The sequence below is a fragment of the Sphingomonas sp. genome, assembly GCF_042095875.1.
Lineage (GTDB): Bacteria > Pseudomonadota > Alphaproteobacteria > Sphingomonadales > Sphingomonadaceae > Sphingomonas.
Genome location: NZ_JBELMJ010000010.1, coordinates 1 through 18,163 on the forward strand (window position 1 = coordinate 1; position 18,163 = coordinate 18,163).

Consider the following 18,163-nt stretch of genomic DNA (forward strand, 5'->3'; position numbering starts at 1 on the left):
AGAAGATCACCAAGGCGATGAAGATGGTCGCCGCCGCCAAGCTGCGCCGCGCGCAAGAAGCGGCGATGGCCGGTCGCCCCTATGCCGAGCGGATCGAGAGCGTGGTCGCCAGCCTTGCCGCGCGTGCTGGCGGTGAGGGTGCCTCGCCGTTGCTCGCGGGCACCGGCCGCGATCAGGTCCACATGCTGGTGGTCGTCACCTCCGAGCGTGGCCTGGCTGGCGCATTCAACACCAACATCGTCCGCGCCGCGCGTCGCAAGGCCGAGGAGCTGGAAGCGGCGGGCAAGACCGTCCGCTTCTACACGGTTGGCCGCAAGGGTCGCGTGATCAAGCGCTTCTACCCGACCGGCGTCGTCGCCGACCACGACCTGTCGACGATGAAGGTCGCGCGCTTCGATGAGGCAAAGGCGATCGCCGACGATCTGCTCGCGCGCTACGAGGCCGGCGAGTTCGACGTCGCGCACCTGTTCTACGCCAAGTTCCAGTCGGCGCTGGTGCAGATCCCAACCGCGCAGCAGATCATCCCCGTGTCGGTCCCGACGCGCGATCCCAAGCTCGCCCCCACGCTGTCGAACGACGGCGACGCCGCGGTCGAGTATGAGCCGGGCGAGGAGCAGATCCTCGCTGATCTCCTGCCGCGCAACGTCGCGGTGCAGGTGTTCCGCGCGCTGCTGGAGAACGCCGCGTCGGAGCAGGGCAGCCGCATGAACGCGATGGACAATGCGACCCGCAACGCCGGCGACATGATCAATCGCCTATCGATCCAGTACAACCGCACGCGCCAGGCCGCGATCACGACCGAGCTGGTCGAGATCATCTCCGGCGCCGAAGCGCTCTAAGCATTCAGAAGCAGGAACCAGAACATGGCAACCGTCCCCGACGCCAACATCTTTGATGATCGCCCCAACGTGTCGGGCAGCAACAATGTGGGTCGCATCAGCCAGGTGATCGGCGCCGTCGTCGACGTGTCGTTCGACAACCACCTGCCCGCGATCCTCTCGGCGCTCGAAACCGACAATAACGGCAACCGCCTCGTACTCGAGGTCGCGCAGCACCTGGGCGAGAACACCGTCCGCACGATCGCGATGGACTCGACGGAAGGGCTGACCCGCGGTCAGAACGTGACCGACACGGGCAACCAGATCACCGTGCCGGTCGGCCCGATGACGCTCGGCCGCATCCTGAACGTTGTCGGCGAGCCGATCGACGAGCGCGGGCCGGTGCAGACTGACCTGCGCGCGCCGATCCACGCCTCCGCCCCGCTGTTCGTCGACCAGTCGACCGAGAGCGCGATCTTGGTCACCGGCATCAAGGTCATCGACCTGCTGGCTCCTTACGCGAAGGGCGGCAAGATCGGCCTGTTCGGCGGCGCCGGCGTCGGCAAGACCGTGCTGATCCAGGAGCTGATCAACAACATCGCCAAGGGGCATGGCGGCACCTCGGTGTTCGCGGGCGTGGGTGAGCGTACCCGCGAGGGCAACGATCTCTACCACGAATTTCTCGACGCGGGGGTCATCGCCAAGGACGAGGCGGGCAACGCGATCAGCGAGGGCTCGAAGGTCGCGCTGGTGTACGGCCAGATGAACGAGCCCCCTGGGGCACGCGCTCGCGTGGCCCTTTCCGGTCTCGCCATCGCCGAGTATTTCCGCGACCAGGAGGGCCAGGACGTGCTTTTCTTCGTCGACAACATCTTCCGCTTCACGCAGGCGGGCGCAGAGGTGTCGGCGCTGCTCGGCCGTATTCCGTCGGCGGTGGGTTACCAGCCGACGCTGTCGACCGACATGGGCGCGCTGCAGGAGCGGATCACCTCGACCAACAAGGGGTCGATCACCTCGGTGCAGGCCGTGTACGTGCCCGCGGACGATCTGACCGATCCGGCGCCGGCGACCTCGTTCGCGCACTTGGACGCGACCACCGTGCTCAACCGCGCGATCTCGGAGCTGGGCATCTACCCGGCGGTCGATCCGCTCGACTCGACCAGCCGCGTGCTCGAGCCGCGCACGGTCGGCCAGGATCACTACGAGACCGCCCGCGCGGTGCAGGCGACGCTGCAGAAGTACAAGTCGCTGCAGGACATCATCGCCATCCTCGGCATGGACGAGCTGTCCGAAGAGGATAAGCTGACCGTCAGCCGCGCGCGCAAGATCCAGCGCTTCCTCAGCCAGCCGTTCCACGTCGCCGAGGTGTTCACCAACATACCCGGCAAGTTCGTCCAGCTCGACGACACGATCCGCAGCTTTAAGGCGGTGGTGAACGGCGAGTACGATCACCTGCCCGAGGCGGCGTTCTACATGGTCGGCGGCATCGACGAGGTCGTCGCCAAGGCCGAGAAGCTGGCGCAGGACGCGTAATGGCGCTGCACTTCGAACTGGTCACGCCCGAGCGCCTCGTGCGCTCGGACGAGGTCTATATGGTGACCGTGCCGGGCACCGAGGGCGACTTCGCGGTGCTCGAAGGCCACGCGCCGCTGATGGCGACGATCCGCGACGGCAACGTGCTGGTGCAGAAGAGTGCCGGCGCCGCGCCCGAGACGATCGCGATCCGCGGCGGTCTGGCCGAAGTCAACGCGCGCGGTCTGACCGTCCTCGCCGAGCACGCCGACTGATCGCCATTGCAGCGGAGCCGCCGCGACGTGCTCCGCTGCGACGTGTTCGTGCGCCATCTACGAGGCCCGGCCTGTCCTACCCGGAACGCGGTCGCTAGCGAAGCGGGATGACCAGGCACTGCCCTCGCACACGCATGTGGAAAACATGCGTGTGAACCTCCACTTCCTCCACTTCGCAAGTTTGCAACTGTTGCGCTCGCGCGTCAGGCGCGCGGATGCGCGTTGCGATACACGTCCAGCAGGTGCGCGGTGTCCACCTGCGTGTAGATCTGCGTCGAGCTGAGGCTCGCGTGGCCGAGCAGCTCCTGCAACGCGCGCAGGTCCGCCCCGCGCCCGAGCAGGTGCGTCGCGAAACTGTGGCGCAGCGCGTGCGGCGTGGTGCGGTCGGACAAGCCCAGTCGGCCGCGCGCGCGCTGCACCTTGACCCGCACGACGCCCGCCGCCAGCGCACCGCCGCGCACCCCGCGGAACAGCGGCTGCTCGCGCGCCACCGGCCAGGGCACGCGCGCGACGTAATCCTCGATCGCCGCGCGCAGCTCGGGCAGCAGCGGTACCACCCGCGTCTTCGCGCGCTTGCCGGTGACGACCAGCGTCTCGCCCAGCGGCAGGGCAGCGCCGGTCAGCGCCAGTGCCTCGCCGATGCGCAGCCCCGCGCCGTACAGCAGCAGCAACACCGCCCAGTCGCGCGCGGCGACCCACGGCTCGTCGCTCTCCTCCGCCACCTCGTTGGCCAGCGACACGGCCTCCGCGGGTGCGACCGGGCGCGGCAGCCCTTTCTTGACGCGCGGCCCTTTAAGGGTCGGGGCGGCTCCGGCACCGTTCGCCCATTCCAGGAACGCCCGCACCGCGGAGAGTTCGCGCGCTGCCGACGCGTTGGTCAGTCCGCTCCCGCTCGCTACGACCCCGCGGCGCCGCGCCAGATAGGCGCGCAGGTCCGATGCCGCGACCCGCGCGAGCGCCGCGCGGTCCACCGGCGCTCCCCAATGCTCGGCGAGGAAGTGCGTGAAGCGCTCGGCCGTGGTGCGATAGGCGCGAACCGTGTGGACCGAGCGGCGCCGCTGCTGCGCGAGGTAAAGGCTGAAGGCGAGAGCCGGTTCGTCCATGCGCTCACCTCTAGCGGGTGTCAGCCGAGCAGGCGACCGGCCGCGAACACCGACTCGACCAGCGGATCGCGCGCCGACTGCGGATCGGCGCGGATCGCCGACTCCTCGCGCCCGATCGCGCGCCACAAACCGCGTGCCGCCTGCGTCGTCACGACCCGCTGCAATCCGACGACGTTGACGCCCGTCGCGGCACCGATCACCGGGCCGAGCACGCCGTCGCTGCCGAAGCTGCGCAGCGTCTCGCCGACTTCGGGCAGCATCGCGTCGATGATCCGCGGGCCGATCGCGCGCTCGAGATAGTCGGTGCCCGCGGTAGGACCGCCCCGCGCGATCCCGACCGCGTCGGAGAAGCTCAGGTCGCGGATCGAATCGAGGATCACCGGCGCGGCGCGGTCGGCCGCCTCACCCGCGGCGTCGTTGACCAGCCGGAGCATTTGGTCCTGCACCGTCCGCGAGCGCAGCAGCGCGCCGAGCACCGCGCCCGATCGATGCCCTGGTGTCTCAGGGATGGTGACGCGCGCGAGCGCGTCGTTCAGGTAGCCGTTGTCCTGCACCAGCCGTGTCACCGCGCGCTGCGTCGAGATCGTCAGCAGGCGGCGCAGCGCCTCGTCGAGCCCGCCGCTCGTCCCGATCGTCGCGCAACCGGCCAGCAACGCGGCCGAGCCGAGCACCGCACCGACCACGAACCCGCGCCGGCTCGCCGTCGCCGTGTCGCACTCCAGAGCCATCGGAGTCATCGAACATCTCCCTGTACCAGGCCGCGTCATCGCGCTGTTCCAGCTAACGGCGGCTGAACGAGTTCGCGGTTTCGCGAGTCGTCGGCACTTCCTACATGACCGTCGCCATGTCGCGCGCCCGTGTCCTCGTTCTGAACTCCGCGCTAGGCCCGCTCGACTACCGCGTGCCGTACGGCATGTCGGTCGAGCCGGGCTCGATCGTGGTCGCGCCGCTCGGCCCTCGTCAGTTGATGGGGGTAGTGTGGGAGGCGGAGCGGCTGCCGTCCGACGCGGAAGTCGGCGACAACCGCTTGCGCAACCTGCTCGGCGTCGCCGACGTGCCCGCGATCAGGGCGCCGCTCAGGCGATTGGTCGAGTGGACCGCGGACTATTACCTCGCGCCACCCGCCGCGGTGGTGCGGATGGCGCTGTCCTCGACCGCGCTGGAGGGATCGCGCACCGCGACCGAGTATCGCGCGACCGGCGACGTGCCCGACCGGCTGACACCGCAGCGCGCGCAGGCGCTGGAGCGGATCGGCGAGCGACAGGGGCTCATCCGCGAACTCGCCAGCATCGCCGAAGTGAGCGACGCGGTGATCCGCGGGCTGGTCAAGGCGGGCGCGATCGAGGCGGTGGAGATCGATATTGACAGCGCCTATCCCGAGCCCGACCCGATGCACGCGCCGCCCGATCTATCGGAGGAGCAGGCTGGCGCCGCGGCGCGGCTCGTCGGCGACGTGGCGGCGCGCGCCTTCGCGCCGACGCTACTCGACGGGGTGACGGGATCGGGCAAGACCGAGGTCTATTTCGAAGCGGTGGCCGAGGCGATCCGGCAGGGGCGGCAGGCATTGGTGCTGCTGCCCGAGATCGCGCTCACCGAACCGTTCCTGAAGCGCTTTCACGATCGCTTCGGCTGCGAGCCGGTCGCGTGGCACTCGGGCCTGCGTGCCACGCAGCGCCGCCGCGCGTGGCGCGCGATTGCCGGCGGCGAGGCGCGCGTGACGGTGGGCGCGCGCTCAGCCTTGTTCCTGCCCTACGCCGATCTCGCGCTGATCGTCGTCGACGAGGCGCACGAGACGAGCTTCAAGCAGGAGGACGGCGTCCACTATCACGCGCGCGACGTCGCCGTGATGCGGGCCAAGTTCGAGGGCTGCCCGGTGATCCTCGCCTCTGCCACGCCCGCGATCGAGACGCAGCAGCAGGTCGAGCGCGGACTCTACGCCGAGGTCAGGCTGCCGCAGCGGTTCGGTCCGGCGCAGATGCCCGCTATCGAGGCCATCGACCTGATCGCCGAGCAACCGCCGCGCGGGCGCTGGCTCGCCCCCAAGCTTGTCGCGGCGATCGACGAGACGCTCGCGAAGGGCGAGCAATCGCTGCTGTTCCTCAACCGCCGCGGCTACGCGCCTCTGACCCTGTGCCGGACCTGCGGCCACCGCTTCCAGTGTCCGAACTGCACCGCCTGGATGGTCGAGCACCGGTTGACGCGACGGCTCGCCTGCCATCACTGCGGCCACGTCGAGCCGGTGCCGCGGTTATGCCCCGAGTGTCACAACGAGGACACATTGGTCGCGTGCGGTCCCGGCGTCGAGCGGATCGCCGACGAGGTCGCGGCACTCTGGCCGGAGGCGCGCACGGCGCTGGTCACGTCCGACACGATCTGGTCGCCCGCGAAGGCGGCGGAGTTCGTCGGGCGGATGGAGGCGGGCGCGATCGACATCGTCGTCGGCACGCAACTCGTCACCAAGGGCTATCATTTTCCGAACCTGACCCTGGTCGGGATCATCGACGCCGACCTGGGGCTTGAGGGTGGCGATCTGCGCGCGTCCGAGCGGACGTTTCAGCAGATACGCCAGGTGTCAGGCCGCGCGGGGCGAGGGGAGAAGCCCGGGCGCGTCTTCATCCAGACGCACAATCCGGGCGCGCAGGTCATGCAGGCGCTGGTCACCGGCGACGCCGACGCCTTCTACGCCGCCGAGGTCGAGGCACGTCGCGACGCGGGCGCCCCGCCGTTCGGCCGCTACGCCGCAATCATCGTATCGAGCGAAGACAAGGGTGCTGCGCACGATACCGCTGTCTCGATTGGTCGCGCCGCGCCCGAGGTGGAGGGCATGCACGTCTACGGTCCCGCACCCGCGCCGCTCGCCATGCTGCGCGGCCGGCACCGCTTTCGCCTGCTCGTGCACGCGAGGCGAACGTTGGACGTACAGGACGTGATTCGCGCGTGGTTGGGGGCGCTTACCTGGTCGGCGAAGGTGCGGGTGGCTGTCGATGTCGATCCGTACAGCTTTGTTTAGCTGACGCGGTGGTGGATCGCAGCGTACGTTGCGTACTGCTGAAGCACTTAGCTGCACCACCAGCCTAGTGACTTTGGCAATCGTGTCGAATGTCGTGGTGATTGTAAGAACCGTGAGGCTGTTACTCTACCAAGCGTGAGAGCGCACCGCTGTTTAGCCGATTAAGTGTGTGGGTTGGCGTTAACTCGATCCATTCTGAACACAATCAGAAATGCGGACTTGCCAGAACGAGTTAGGAACGGGCAGTGAACAATCCGCGTACAACCTCTTTTCAGCTACTCGTAGAAGGTGCTGCTGCCTGCTTCCGTAGACCGGAGTTCACGCAGGATTTTATCTCGTACGACATCATGCCACCCTTTGCGCCAAGCGCATACTAAACTCCTTATATCTGCCGCACGGCGAGGATTGGCTCGTCCGCTACATTGAGGTCTTGAAGCCGATACGGTTCAGACAGGATTGATTAGGTGGCACCCGTCAGGAACGCCGAGCACTGGTGCTTGAGCACGTGCAATATGTCATCGCTGCCAATCTTGTCGGGGCGATCCATGTCGCCGACCATCAGCTCTAGTTCGCCGAGGCGACTGCCGCCAGTCCGTCTGTGCGCCTTGGCTTGGCGAGCTTCCCCGGCACGGTTCGCCTGCTCCAAGAAAACGATTGGGAAAATCAGGCATTCATGCCCGTAAATGCATGACCTTGGTTGGATGTTATTTGAAATATGTAATCCAGAGACGAATCTACCTAGCTTCTTCCGCGCGCAACTGCGCAATGGGCGGGTCGATCTGTCTGATGATCTACTAATTGCTGTTTGACTAACGCGAGCGTGCGGGTTTCTATTGAAACAAATAGCGGTACGTAGATATCAATTATCGCGGGGACGCCACGTGATCACGCGGTAGCCGTAAAGGAGCATTGCGGCGATCATCAGCAAAAGCCCAACTGGGCCGATGTACTTATCTAGTTCGGCGAAGCGGGTGCCGAGGTAGTAGCCGGCGCCGCCTAGGACCATGTTCCAGATCGTTGAGCCTGCGAAGGTCCAGAGCATGAAGCGCCACAACGGCATGCACGTCATGCCGGCAGGGAGCGAGATCATGGTGCGGAACGTCGGCATGAAGCGGAACACGAACACGACCCAGCCACCCTGCCGTTGGAAGAAGGTGTGTATCCGTTCCACGTCGTCCCACTCGAGCGTCAGCCAGCGGCCGTGGCGCTCGACGAAGGGGCGGAAGCGGGCATAGCCGAGGCGGCGGCCGACTTCGTACCAGAACAGATTGCCGATCGTCGTGCCGGCCGTGCCCCACAGGACGAGCGGGATCATGTCCATCTGCCCGCGCGCGACCGCGATGCCGCCCAGGCCCATGATGACCTCGGATGGGATCGGCGGGAAGATGTTCTCCAGCGCCATGAGCAGGAAGATGCCGAGATAGCCGCCCCAGGCGATCCAATCGACGATGAAGTCGGTCACGGGAGCGTCCGGTCGATCAGCGCAGAGGTCACGGTGACGGGCAGCGGCGGCGGGTTCGTCAGCGCGCTGCCACGCGACGCTCGATCGCATCCCAGATGAGCGCGGCGACGTCGGTGCCGTCGAATTGCTCGATCGCGACGATGCCCGTCGGCGAGGTGACGTTGATCTCGGTCAGCCACTCGCCGCCGATCACGTCGATGCCGACGAAGATCAGCCCGCGGCGCTTCAGCTCGGGGCCGAGTGTGTCGCAGATCTCGCGCTCGCGCGGCGTGAGCTCTGTCTTCTCGGCCGAGCCGCCGACCGCGAGGTTGGAGCGGATCTCGCCCGCGCCGGGCAGCCGGTTGATCGCGCCGGCGACCACGCCGTCGACCAGCACGATGCGCTTGTCGCCCTTCGCCACGTCGGGGAGGAAGGCCTGCACCATGTGCGGTTCGCGCCAGGTCTGGTTGAAGACCTCGAACAGCGCGGACAGGTTGAGGCCGTTCTCCTCGACCTTGAAGATCGCCTTGCCGCCATTGCCGTGGAGCGGCTTGACGACGATCTGACCGTGCTCGGCAAGGAAGGCGCGCGCTTCGTCCAGGCCGCGGGTGACGAGCGTCGGCGGCATGAAGCGCGCGTAGTCGAGGACGAACACCTTCTCCGGTGCGTTGCGGACCTGGGCGGGATCGTTGACGACGAGCGTGCGGTCGGCGATCCGTTCGAGCAGGTGGGTGGCGGTGATGTAGCCGAGGTCGAACGGCGGGTCCTGGCGCATCAGCACCACGTCGGCCGTGTCGCCGAGGTCGAGGCTGACGGGATCGCCGAAACGGAAGTGATCGCGGGCACTCGCGCTGGTCGGGGGCTGCACGGTGACCGGGTGCGCCCTGGCCCAGAGGCGACCGTCGGACCAGTTGAGGTCTTCGGCACCGTAGTGGAACAGCCGGTGGCCGCGTGCCTGCGCGGAGAGCATCAGCGCGAAGGTCGAATCGCCCGCGACGTTGATCTGGTCGAGCGGGTCCATCTGGACGGCGACGGTGAGCGACATGGTTCCTCCGGGCAGGCTTGGTTCGCTGACCTAGGCGGGGGCGGCGCGATTGTCACCCGCTCGGCGGACAAGCGGAAAGTGAGGCGAAGGTGAGACCAAGGCGACCCGCGACGCCGGAAGGTGAGGCTAAGGTGAGGCCAAGACGCGGCGATCGATCCGGTGTTCAGGCCGGCGCGACGCTGCTGCGCGTCGTCGCCGGACGCGAGCGAGCGACGCGAGCGCGACGATGGTAAGCGGCACGCGAGGCTGGTTCCGTTCGCGACCGAGCCGGGCGTGGGGAGGGTAGCGGCGATGAGAAAGGGCGACCTGGTCGTCTATCCGGTGCTGGGACATGTAGGACAGCGGCTCGTCACCGTGCTGGTCCGAGTCCGGTGCTGCGGTGAGAAGCCGTGGCCGCACGGGTTTGGCTAACGAGCACGAGCAGCGCGATCAGAAGATGGTGGTGAGTGGAGGGTCGATAACGAGCACGATTTACGCGCGTTGATTTGGTCGATTGGCGGTGCGTGATCCGCTTCAAGCGCGACGCCTCGATCGGCTCATCTTTCACCCTATCCAAGCATTCTCGATGTGGCGCGGGCGGGTGCCGGGGGCGAGGAGGAGCACGTCGACGCGGATGTCGTCGCCGGCGAGCGCGTAGCGCGGCATCAGCAGTTCGGCCGCGGCGGCGACGCGGGCGAGGCGGCGCTGGTCGATCGCGTGGTCGAGTTCGGCGGCGGTGCGGCGCAGCTTGACCTCGACGAAGGCGACGAGGTTGCCGCGGCGCGCCACCAGATCGACCTCGCCCGCGGGCGTGCGGACGCGGCGGTCGAGGATGCGCCAGCCCTTGAGCCGCAGCCACCAAGCGGCGAGCCGCTCACCGCGGCGCCCGCTCGTCTCCGCGGCGCGGCGCTGTTCGGGGGAGCGGTCGGATGTGGGGCGGGGCATCGGGCGAGGGTGCGCGCGGGTCGCGATGCCGGCAAGCCGAAAAGCGCGGCGCGCTATCAGGCGCGATCGATGGATCGGGTCAAGCGCGTGCGATCGCCTCGATCCAGTGGCCGATCGCCTGCTGGTCCATGTCGCTGGTGTTGAAGACGACGATCGTCTCACCCCGGCCGATCCGATGCGCGACATGGGCGCGGTAGCCGCCGACCTTGCCCGTTTCCCAGCCCCATCGCTCGCCGTCGATCAGGTGAACGCGCCCGCCGAGCGCGTAATCCTGCTCGGGCCAGCGCACCGTCGCCAGCGCCTGGCGCGACGCGGCGGACAGGAAGCGTTGATCGAATATGCCCTGCGCGGCGCGAACCGCGTCGGCGAGCGTCGTTGCGACGTTCCCGGTCGCGGCAACGAAGGCTGGTGCCGCGGGCATCTTGCGCGTGGGCGGAGCGGTGTTCGCGTAAGCGGCGGCGAGGCGCGGCATCGCGGCGGAACCGAGTTGCGCGAAGCCGGTGTCCGCCATGCCGAGCGGACGAAAGACTAGGGAGGCGACCGCGTCGGCGAAGGGGCGGCCGGTCACGCGTTCGACGATCGCGGCGACGATCACCCAATTGAGTGCGGCATAGTCCCAGCCGGTGCCGGGCGCGAAGGCGAGGTCGCCGCCGGCGAAGCGCGCGACGATGGCCGCCGGGATCGCGGCCGCGCGGCGCAATTCGGGCTCGACGGCGAGCTGCCGGGTGAGCAGGTCGGGGATGCCGCTGGTGTTCGACAAGAGGTGAAGCAAGGTGACCTGCGCGCCCGTGTCGCCGCGGAAATCGGGCAGGTAGGTCGTGATCGGCACGCCGAGCGAGAGGCGATGCTGGTCGACGAGGCGGAGCACGGCCGCGCTGCTCAGCCATTTGGAAGCCGAGCCGCACTTGAACTGCGTCGCGGGCGTAATCGCCACATCGTTCTCGCTGTCGGCCATGCCGACGCAACGGATATGCTCGATCCTACCCGAACGCCCGTAGCCGATCGCGCCGCGGAAGTCGGCGGGAAGCGCCAGCGCGTCGATCGCGGCGCGCCTGGGATCGCGCGCGGTGCCGGCGTACCCGTAGGAGGGGAGCGCGAGCGCCATTCCGCCGCCGACCAACGCGCGCCTGCTCAACATTTCCGTGCCTCCCGGTTCTCGCCTGATTGCCGCCGCGACCTCGTCACCCGCGCGCGGCGGCGGTCAACGCTCGCCCTTCAGTTCCAGCGCGCGGGCGTAGAGCGTGCGGCGGTCGAGGCCGAGCGCGCGGGCGACCTCGCCGGCGGCCTTGGCGGCGGGGAGGCGGGTGAGCGCCTCGGTGAGCGCGGTGTCGGCGTCGGCGTCGCTCGCGGGGGCGGCGGGTTCGGGCGGGGCGACGACGACGACGATCTCGCCCCTGGGCGGCGCGTCGGCGTAGCGCGCGGCGAGGGTGGAGAGGCGGCCGGTGACGGCTTCCTCGAACTTCTTGGTGATCTCGCGCGCGACCGCCGCCTCCCGGTCGCCCAGGCCATCGGCGAGCGCGGACAGGCAGGCGGACAGGCGCGGGCCGCTCTCGTACATGACCAGCGTGGCGCGGACGGCGGCGACCTCGGCGATCGCCTCGGCGCGGGCGTGCTGTTTCGACGGCAGGAAGCCGAGGAAGAAGAAGCGATCGGTCGGCAGCGCGGCGAGCGTCAGCGCGGCGATCGCGGCGCACGGGCCGGGGATGGTCACCACCGCGTGGCCGGCGGCGCGGGCGTCGCGCACGAGCTTGTAGCCCGGATCGGAGATGAGCGGGGTGCCCGCGTCGGAGACGAGCGCGATCGCCTCTGTGCCCATGCGGGCGATCAGCCCGGGGCGCATCCCTTCCGCATTGTGGTCGTGATAGGGAAGCATCGGGCGCTTGACGCCGATGTGGCGCAGGAGGCCGGCGGTGACGCGCGTGTCCTCCACCGCGACCGCGTCGGCGCGCGACAGGATGTCGGCCGCGCGCGGCGATAGGTCAGCGAGATTGCCGATCGGCGTCGCGACGATGTACAGACCGGGGGATAGAGGTTCCACGAGGGGTGTCATGGCAGAATCGAAGCGGGGGCCGCAACTCGCACGCGCGGTGTCGAAGGCTTTAGCGCTCGCGGGGGCGGTGCTGCTGTCCGCCTGCGCCACGGTGGTGCCGCGCGGGCCGGCGCCCGCACCCGATCGCCCGACCGCCGAGCGCCCGCGTCCGTCGCGCGGCGACGCGGGTGGCGTGATCGCGGGCGTGCCGCAGGACGCGGCGCGCAACCGCGTCGCGCTGCTGGTACCGCTGTCGGGCGGCAACGCGGGCGTCGGGCGCAGCATCGCCAACGCGACGCAGCTGGCACTGCTCGACGCGCGCAGCCAGCAGGTGCGGATCACCAACTACGACACCGCGACCGGCGCGGCGGCGGCGGCGAACCGCGCGATCGCGGAGGGCGCGCAGCTGATCCTGGGGCCGCTGCTGGCCGACGACGTGCGCGCGGTGACGCCGATCGCCAGGCGCGCGGGCGTGCCGGTGATCTCCTTCTCCAACGACGTCACGCTGGGCGGCAACGGCACGTTCGTGCTCGGCTACGCGCCGAGCCAGTCGGTCGAGCGCGTAGTCAAGTTCGCGCGCAGCCAGGGGGTGACGAACTTCGGCGGGCTGGTGCCGAACGCACTTTACGGATCGCGCGCGTCGAGCGTGTTCCTGCGCGCGGTGGAGCAGGCGGGCGGGCGCGTGGTGTCGCTCCAGACGTTCGACCGCGCGCCTGCGGCGGTCGCGCAGGCGGTGACGCGGATGAACAAGGACGCGCCGTTCGACGCGGTGCTGGTGGCGGACGGCAGCGCGACAGCGGCGACGGCGGCTCCGCTGCTGCGACGTGCGAGCCCGTCGACGCGGCTGCTGGGGACCGAATTATGGAATTCGGACCGCGCGGTGGCGACGCAGGCGGCGCTGAACGGCGCGTGGTTCGCGAGCGTGCCGGACAATCTGTACCGCCAGTACGCGCAGAACTATCGCGCGCGCTTCAACGTGGCGCCGTACCGACTGTCGAGCCTTGGGTACGACGCGGTGCTGCTGGTGGTGCGGATCTCGCGCGACTGGCGTGTCGGCAGCGCGTTTCCGCAGAGCCGATTGCGCGACGCGGACGGGTTCGCGGGGATCGACGGCGCGTTCCGGTTCGGGCGCGACGGGGTCGCGGAGCGCGCGCTGGAGGTGCAGGAGGTGCGCGGCGGGACGACCGTGACGGTGTCGCCCGCGCCGACGCGGTTCGAGGACTGAGCGCGGCGCGGCGGCTGGCCCGACGGGAACGGTCGCCGGGGGCGGGCGGGGATCAGGCCGCCGCCAGCTCGTCGGCGCGGACGACGCGCGGCAGGATCGCGTCAAGCAGCAGCATGCCTGCGGGCGTCACGGTCAGGTGATCGCCGTCGAGGTGGATCAGCTCTGGCAGCTGCGCGACCGCGCGGCGGTCGATCAGCTGGTCGGTGGCGAGCCCGGTGCGGCGGGTGACTCGGGCGAGGTCGACGCCTTCGGCCAGGCGCAACCCCATCAGCAGCGCCTCCGACGCGCGCAGGGGCGGGGCGAGCGGCTCCTCCACCTCGATGCCGTGGCGATTACGGTCGACCGCGGCGAGCCAGTTCTCGGGCTTGCGGCGGCGCTGCGTCGCGTGGGCGTGACGGCGGCCGTGCGCGCCGGGACCGATGCCGGCATAGTCGCGGTATCGCCAATAGGCGAGGTTGTGGCGGCTCTGCGCGCCGGCGCGCGCGTGGTTCGATACCTCGTAGGCGGGGATGCCGGCGGCGGCGGTGACCGCGCGGGTGAGCTCGAACAGGTCGGCGGCGGTGTCCGCGTCGGGGATGACGAGGCGACCGGCGGCGGCCTCGGTCGCGAAGCGGGTGCCGGGCTCGATCGTCAGCTGGTAGAGCGAGAGGTGCTCGGTGCCGAACGACAGCGCGCGGCGCAGCTCCGCCTCCCACGCGTCGATCGGCTGGCCGGGGCGGGCGTAGATCAGGTCGAAGCTGACGCGGGCGAAGGCGCGTTGCGCGGTGTCGAGCGCGCCCAGCCCTTCGGTCACGTCGTGCGCGCGACCGAGGAAGTGGAGCGCGCGGTCGTCGAGCGCCTGTAGACCGAGCGAGACGCGGTTGACCCCGGCGGCGGCGAGGTCGGCGAAGCGCGCGGCCTCGACCGAGGAGGGGTTCGCCTCCAGCGTGATCTCCAGGTCGTCGGTCGGCGACCAGGCGGCGGTCGCGGCCGCGATGATCGCGGCGACGGTCGCGGGCGGCATCAACGAGGGCGTGCCGCCGCCGAAGAAGATCGAGCCGAGCCGGCGACCGGGGAGCGCCGCGACCTCGTGCGCGAGATCGAGCAGCAATGCGTCGCGCCAGCGCGCCTGATCCACCTGCTCGCGCACGTGGCTGTTGAAGTCGCAGTACGGGCATTTGGAGACGCAGAACGGCCAGTGGACGTAGAGCGCGAGCGGCTCGTCCTCGATCGGCGTCGATGTGGCGGGATTGTCGGGCGTCATGCCGCGCCCATATGGCGGCGATGACGCCGAAACGCCACGCCGCGCTGCTCGCCCTGCTGCTGTCGGCGTGCTCCGTCGGGACCGGCGCGCCCACGCCCGAGCGCGTGGTGGAGCCGCGGACCAGCGCGGCTCCGGCCGAGCGGGGGCAGGCGTTGCTGAAACGCGTCATGCTGGCGCGGCACAATCAGGCGCGGGTGGGGCTGGGGCTGGCGGCGCTCAGGTGGGATGACGCGCTGGCCAAGGACGTGCGCGGATATGCCGAACAGATGGCGGCGAGCGGCCGGTTCGCGCACGCGGCGCAGCATGGGCAGGGCGAGAATCTGTTCACCGGCACGCGCGGCGCCTATTCCTACGCCGAGATGATCGACCTGTGGCTGGACGAGCGGCGCGACTTCGTCAACGCGGCGACGCCGGGGTTCAGCCGCACCGGGCGCGCGGGCGACGTGGCGCATTACACGCAGATCGTGTGGCGGGCGACGCGCGCGGTCGGCTGCGCGATGGCCAGCAACGCGCGCGACGACTTCCTGGTATGCCGCTACTCGCCGCCCGGCAACGTGGTCGGCGAGCGCGCTTACTGATTTATTTTCATATCCTAAGCGAAACGGTGGGACACGCCGCAACAGGGCAGCGTTCCTGCCGCATGGATCAGACCAAGGCTCCCATTCTCGACGCGCTGCAGGTGATCGAGCGCAACAAGGTTCACGGTTTCGGCGCGCCGGGCCACCATCAAGGCGTCGCGGTGCCGCGCGACCTCGCCAAGGCGCTGGGCAAGCGCGTGTTCGAGGCCGACGTGATCACGCCCAAGGGGCTCGACGACCGCACGGAGGGTGCGCACGTGCTCCAGCGCGCGCACGAGATCGCGGCGGAGGCGTGGCAGGCGGATTTCTGCCGCTTCGTGACCGGCGGGTCGACGCAGAGCCTGCACACCGCGCTCGCCGCGGTGGCGGGGCCGGGCGACACGGTGCTGCTCGCCGCCAACGTCCACAAGGCGGAGCGCGCGCACGCGCTGGCGGTGGGGTTGAAGGCGCAGATCGTGCCGGTGATGATCGATGAAGCGTTCGACATCGAGCACGGAGTCGCGCCGGAGGCGCTGACCGCGGCGCTCGACCAGCACCCGGACGCCAAGGCGTTCGTGGTCGTGTCGCCGACCTATTTCGGCGTCACCAGCGACATCGCCGCCTTGGCCGCGATCTGCCACGCGCGCGGCGTGCCGCTGATCTGCGACGCGGCCTGGGGCGGGGCGTTCGCGTTCTGCGAGGGGCTGCCCGACGACGCGCTGACCAAGGACGCCGATGTCGCGGTGTACAGCGTCCACAAGACGATGGGCGCGCTGACGCAGGGGTCGGCGCTTCTGGCGCGGGGCGAGCTGGTCGACCGGCAAAGGTTGTGGATGGCGTACGAGCTGTTCGAGACGACGAGCCCGTCGGTGCCGATCCTCGCCAGCCTTGACGTGGCGCGGCGCGAGCACGTGCTGCACGGCGAGGCGCTGTGGGGCAAGACGCTGGCGCGCGCGGCGGACCTCCGGCGCCGGTTAGGCAAGATCAAGGGCGTGCGCGTGTTCGGGCGCGAGGACCTGCCCGCGGATGCGGACCTGGACGAGACCAAGGTGCTGATCGACGTCGCCGGGCTGGGCGCGTCGGGCTACGCGATCGACGACTGGTTGAACCAGGAATATCGCGTGAGCGTCGGTCTGTCGGACGCTCGGCACCTGCTGGCGATCGTCGCGCCGGGGACGACGGCGAGCGACGTGCGCGCGCTGGCGCGCGGGCTGGCGGCGTGCGCGAAGGCGCTTCGCAAGGGTACGCTGTCGCTCGCGCCGACCGGCGACGCGCCGCCGATCGGCGCGCTGGGCGTCGACATGGCGATCGACGCGGGCGAGGCGCTGTTCGGCGCGGCGGAGGAGGTGCCGCTCGCGCAGGCCGAGGGCCGGATCGCAGCGGAGATGATCGCGCCGGCGCCGCCGGGCGTGCCGCGGCTGGTGCCGGGACAGCGGATCAGCGCAGGCCACGTCCAGTGGCTGACCGCCAACCGCGACGCGGGCGCGTTCTTCCTCGATCCGATTGATCCCAGCGAGCGGATGCTGCGCGTGGTGGCGGACCAGCCCGCGCAGGCGCTGGCGGCGGAGTGAATGACGGCGCGCGCTCAGCTGTGGGAGGGAGGGATTTCTTAAGCGGTGTGTCGGTCGCGATGCGCGCTGCTTGGAGTAGAACTAGCTTCAAAGCGGATGTCCACTTTCGGTAGTTAGCGGACGTTCAATGGCGAGCAACGTTGCTGTCTCTCGCGCCTTGCCACCAAGTGCAGAGGTCCGGTATGGTCCACCAAATCCGATAAAACGTCGCTTAAATCATCCTGAATGAAGGGATTTCCGGAAGATGTTTGCTTCAAGGTAGCAGCAAACAGTCTCCTATGTCGTCCAACAATAGATATAGTCGACAGTCGCATGATAATACCAGATGACTGCTCGGGTGCTCGTATGGCCTTCATCAGCTTACGAAGATTTGACTGTGAAGGATGCTTGGCATATGCGACGATAGGAAGCCACGCCTCGGCTATATACCGAGGCGAAGTGTTGAGAAGCGCCCGCCGTAAGTTTCTTACTCGTGAACTTCCCGATAAAGTCTCATAAAGAATAAGATATAGCTCATCGGCACTATCGCCGTGCCTATCAATTGTGCGCAATTTTGCGACAGGCAAAGTCCGCCCGTGTAAGAGCGCCGCACTGATGTCGAACCCGTCCATCGGGGCACGATAGGGCATTCGTGAATGTCTGCAATTGGGCGAAAGCAGACCTTCAGCTTAGGCGTTGTAGAGCGTAGAAAACGCAGATCGATCGACTTCTTCGCATGTGTCTGCGTCAATACCAATAATGGAAGCGGCGTGCCTTTCCGACAGCGCCTGCACCTCGCTGACAGCGCGCAAAACTGACGCCTCGGTTCGTTTGATGAGGACCTTCGGGTAAAGAAAGCCTGCGTCCCAGTCGTCAGCGTTCGACCAGTCCGCCGCAGCGAGAGCATCCGCAACGTGCCACAAAGAGCCGGCATCGCCCATGAGATAGAAAGTCAGCCATAGATGCTCGGACGCGCTGAATCGCGGATCGGCATCGAGGCTTCGCAGGTTCGTTCTAACCTGATCGCTTAAAGGTTCGGTTGCGCTCACGCAGGCAGTAGACGCTCAAACGTGTATGTCCGCAATCGGGTGGAAGCAGACATGCCGGCTACTGGGTTCGAAGTACGCTGAGAATCTTCCTATCTGCTTTACGGATTAGGAGACGAAACCCGTCACCTGTCGCGGTAGCGGATGGCCAGATGTGGACATCCCAGATCGCGCCGCAATCGAAAGCGACATGTTCGACCTTCGCGGCTTCCGAAGTCGGGATTTTCTCGGAGGGGTGTTCCTTCCAGTATTCAAGCGCGATGGCGAGCGGTTCCGGATCATCGACGACCTGTGCGTTCGCGCTGGTGCAAGCCAGCGCAAGTGCACCAAGCAGCAACGCAGCCATACCAGGTCTCCCCTCCGATCATGATAGCGGCAAGCGGAA

Annotated in this window: 17 protein-coding genes; 7 read left to right on the forward strand and 10 right to left on the reverse strand. The window is 68.6% G+C overall.

From position 1 onward, the window contains the following. The 3 genes from ACFDS6_RS05485 to ACFDS6_RS05495 all read left to right on the forward strand — a co-directional run. A partial coding sequence (locus tag ACFDS6_RS05485; protein WP_375271109.1) for a F0F1 ATP synthase subunit gamma occupies positions 1-839 on the forward strand: 839 nt, incomplete at its 5' end. A gap of 24 nt (positions 840-863) precedes the next feature. Continuing rightward, on the forward strand, positions 864-2,351 hold the full coding sequence (gene atpD, locus ACFDS6_RS05490; protein ID WP_375271110.1) for a F0F1 ATP synthase subunit beta: 1,488 nt from the start codon (positions 864-866) through the stop codon (positions 2,349-2,351). Further along, complete coding sequence (locus tag ACFDS6_RS05495; RefSeq protein WP_375271111.1) at positions 2,351-2,605, forward strand: ATP synthase F1 subunit epsilon; 255 nt, start codon at positions 2,351-2,353, stop codon at positions 2,603-2,605. The genes atpD and ACFDS6_RS05495 overlap by 1 nt, the downstream gene beginning before the upstream one ends. Positions 2,606-2,808: 203 nt before the next feature. On the opposite strand, the gene ACFDS6_RS05500 is transcribed toward ACFDS6_RS05495, so the two are convergent. Beyond that, entirely contained in the window at positions 2,809-3,708 is a 900-nt protein-coding gene (locus tag ACFDS6_RS05500) for a tyrosine recombinase XerC (protein ID WP_375271112.1), read from the reverse strand. A 20-nt stretch (positions 3,709-3,728) separates the two neighbouring features. Continuing rightward, the gene (locus ACFDS6_RS05505) at positions 3,729-4,445 is read right to left on the reverse strand and encodes a DUF4197 domain-containing protein (RefSeq protein ID WP_375271113.1); all 717 of its coding nucleotides are present in this window, start codon (positions 4,443-4,445) and stop codon (positions 3,729-3,731) included. A 107-nt stretch (positions 4,446-4,552) separates the two neighbouring features. Here ACFDS6_RS05505 and ACFDS6_RS05510 point away from each other — a divergent pair, with 107 nt between their 5' ends. Then, positions 4,553-6,718: a primosomal protein N' gene (locus ACFDS6_RS05510; RefSeq protein ID WP_375271191.1), complete on the forward strand. Its 2,166-nt coding sequence runs from the start codon at positions 4,553-4,555 to the stop codon at positions 6,716-6,718. 859 nt (positions 6,719-7,577) lie between these two features. Here the strand turns inward: ACFDS6_RS05510 and ACFDS6_RS05515 are convergent. From ACFDS6_RS05515 to rsmI, 5 genes are all read right to left on the reverse strand, one after another. After that, positions 7,578-8,180, reverse strand: a complete 603-nt coding sequence (locus ACFDS6_RS05515) for a DedA family protein (RefSeq protein ID WP_375271114.1) — start codon at positions 8,178-8,180, stop codon at positions 7,578-7,580. A 58-nt stretch (positions 8,181-8,238) separates the two neighbouring features. Further along, entirely contained in the window at positions 8,239-9,204 is a 966-nt protein-coding gene (gshB, locus tag ACFDS6_RS05520) for a glutathione synthase (protein WP_375271115.1), read from the reverse strand. A gap of 543 nt (positions 9,205-9,747) precedes the next feature. Then, on the reverse strand, positions 9,748-10,128 hold the full coding sequence (locus ACFDS6_RS05525) for a YraN family protein (protein WP_375271116.1): 381 nt from the start codon (positions 10,126-10,128) through the stop codon (positions 9,748-9,750). A gap of 79 nt (positions 10,129-10,207) precedes the next feature. Next, entirely contained in the window at positions 10,208-11,266 is a 1,059-nt protein-coding gene (locus tag ACFDS6_RS05530) for a serine hydrolase domain-containing protein (protein ID WP_375271117.1), read from the reverse strand. A 63-nt stretch (positions 11,267-11,329) separates the two neighbouring features. Then, positions 11,330-12,178 carry a 16S rRNA (cytidine(1402)-2'-O)-methyltransferase gene (gene rsmI, locus ACFDS6_RS05535; RefSeq protein ID WP_375271118.1) on the reverse strand — a complete coding sequence of 283 codons (849 nt, stop codon included), beginning with the start codon at positions 12,176-12,178 and terminating at the stop codon, positions 11,330-11,332. Between rsmI and ACFDS6_RS05540 the strand changes: the two genes are divergently transcribed. Further along, on the forward strand, positions 12,177-13,382 hold the full coding sequence (locus ACFDS6_RS05540) for a penicillin-binding protein activator (RefSeq protein ID WP_375271119.1): 1,206 nt from the start codon (positions 12,177-12,179) through the stop codon (positions 13,380-13,382). The two genes, rsmI and ACFDS6_RS05540, sit on opposite strands and share 2 nt — an antisense overlap. A 52-nt stretch (positions 13,383-13,434) precedes the next feature. Here ACFDS6_RS05540 and hemW read toward each other — a convergent pair whose 3' ends face one another. After that, positions 13,435-14,625, reverse strand: coding sequence for a radical SAM family heme chaperone HemW (gene hemW, locus ACFDS6_RS05545; protein WP_375271120.1), 1,191 nt, complete (start codon positions 14,623-14,625; stop codon positions 13,435-13,437). A gap of 20 nt (positions 14,626-14,645) precedes the next feature. On the opposite strand from hemW, the gene ACFDS6_RS05550 reads away from it, so the two are divergent. After that, the gene (locus ACFDS6_RS05550; protein WP_375271121.1) at positions 14,646-15,203 is read left to right on the forward strand and encodes a CAP domain-containing protein; all 558 of its coding nucleotides are present in this window, start codon (positions 14,646-14,648) and stop codon (positions 15,201-15,203) included. Positions 15,204-15,265: 62 nt separating this feature from the next. Continuing rightward, positions 15,266-16,753 carry an aminotransferase class I/II-fold pyridoxal phosphate-dependent enzyme gene (locus ACFDS6_RS05555; protein ID WP_375271122.1) on the forward strand — a complete coding sequence of 496 codons (1,488 nt, stop codon included), beginning with the start codon at positions 15,266-15,268 and terminating at the stop codon, positions 16,751-16,753. Positions 16,754-17,421: 668 nt separating this feature from the next. On the opposite strand, the gene ACFDS6_RS05560 is transcribed toward ACFDS6_RS05555, so the two are convergent. Together ACFDS6_RS05560 and ACFDS6_RS05565 are read right to left on the reverse strand one after the other, a co-directional pair. Continuing rightward, positions 17,422-17,781 (reverse strand): hypothetical protein, encoded by a 360-nt coding sequence (locus ACFDS6_RS05560; RefSeq protein WP_375271123.1) that lies wholly within the window; start codon positions 17,779-17,781, stop codon positions 17,422-17,424. 58 nt (positions 17,782-17,839) lie between these two features. Continuing rightward, entirely contained in the window at positions 17,840-18,124 is a 285-nt protein-coding gene (locus ACFDS6_RS05565) for a hypothetical protein (RefSeq protein WP_375271124.1), read from the reverse strand. Positions 18,125-18,163 lie beyond the last annotated feature (39 nt).

Coding starts and splice junctions, on each gene's coding strand:
- ACFDS6_RS05565 (WP_375271124.1), bottom strand. CDS start 18,124: ATGGCTGCGTTGCTGCTTGGTGCACTTGCGCTGGCTTGCACCAGCGCG.
- gshB (WP_375271115.1), bottom strand. CDS start 9,204: ATGTCGCTCACCGTCGCCGTCCAGATGGACCCGCTCGACCAGATCAAC.
- atpD (WP_375271110.1), top strand. CDS start 864: ATGGCAACCGTCCCCGACGCCAACATCTTTGATGATCGCCCCAACGTG.
- ACFDS6_RS05510 (WP_375271191.1), top strand. CDS start 4,553: ATGTCGCGCGCCCGTGTCCTCGTTCTGAACTCCGCGCTAGGCCCGCTC.
- ACFDS6_RS05495 (WP_375271111.1), top strand. CDS start 2,351: ATGGCGCTGCACTTCGAACTGGTCACGCCCGAGCGCCTCGTGCGCTCG.
- ACFDS6_RS05525 (WP_375271116.1), bottom strand. CDS start 10,128: ATGCCCCGCCCCACATCCGACCGCTCCCCCGAACAGCGCCGCGCCGCG.
- ACFDS6_RS05555 (WP_375271122.1), top strand. CDS start 15,266: ATGGATCAGACCAAGGCTCCCATTCTCGACGCGCTGCAGGTGATCGAG.
- ACFDS6_RS05550 (WP_375271121.1), top strand. CDS start 14,646: ATGACGCCGAAACGCCACGCCGCGCTGCTCGCCCTGCTGCTGTCGGCG.
- ACFDS6_RS05500 (WP_375271112.1), bottom strand. CDS start 3,708: ATGGACGAACCGGCTCTCGCCTTCAGCCTTTACCTCGCGCAGCAGCGG.
- ACFDS6_RS05505 (WP_375271113.1), bottom strand. CDS start 4,445: ATGACTCCGATGGCTCTGGAGTGCGACACGGCGACGGCGAGCCGGCGC.
- hemW (WP_375271120.1), bottom strand. CDS start 14,625: ATGACGCCCGACAATCCCGCCACATCGACGCCGATCGAGGACGAGCCG.
- ACFDS6_RS05540 (WP_375271119.1), top strand. CDS start 12,177: ATGGCAGAATCGAAGCGGGGGCCGCAACTCGCACGCGCGGTGTCGAAG.
- ACFDS6_RS05530 (WP_375271117.1), bottom strand. CDS start 11,266: ATGTTGAGCAGGCGCGCGTTGGTCGGCGGCGGAATGGCGCTCGCGCTC.
- rsmI (WP_375271118.1), bottom strand. CDS start 12,178: ATGACACCCCTCGTGGAACCTCTATCCCCCGGTCTGTACATCGTCGCG.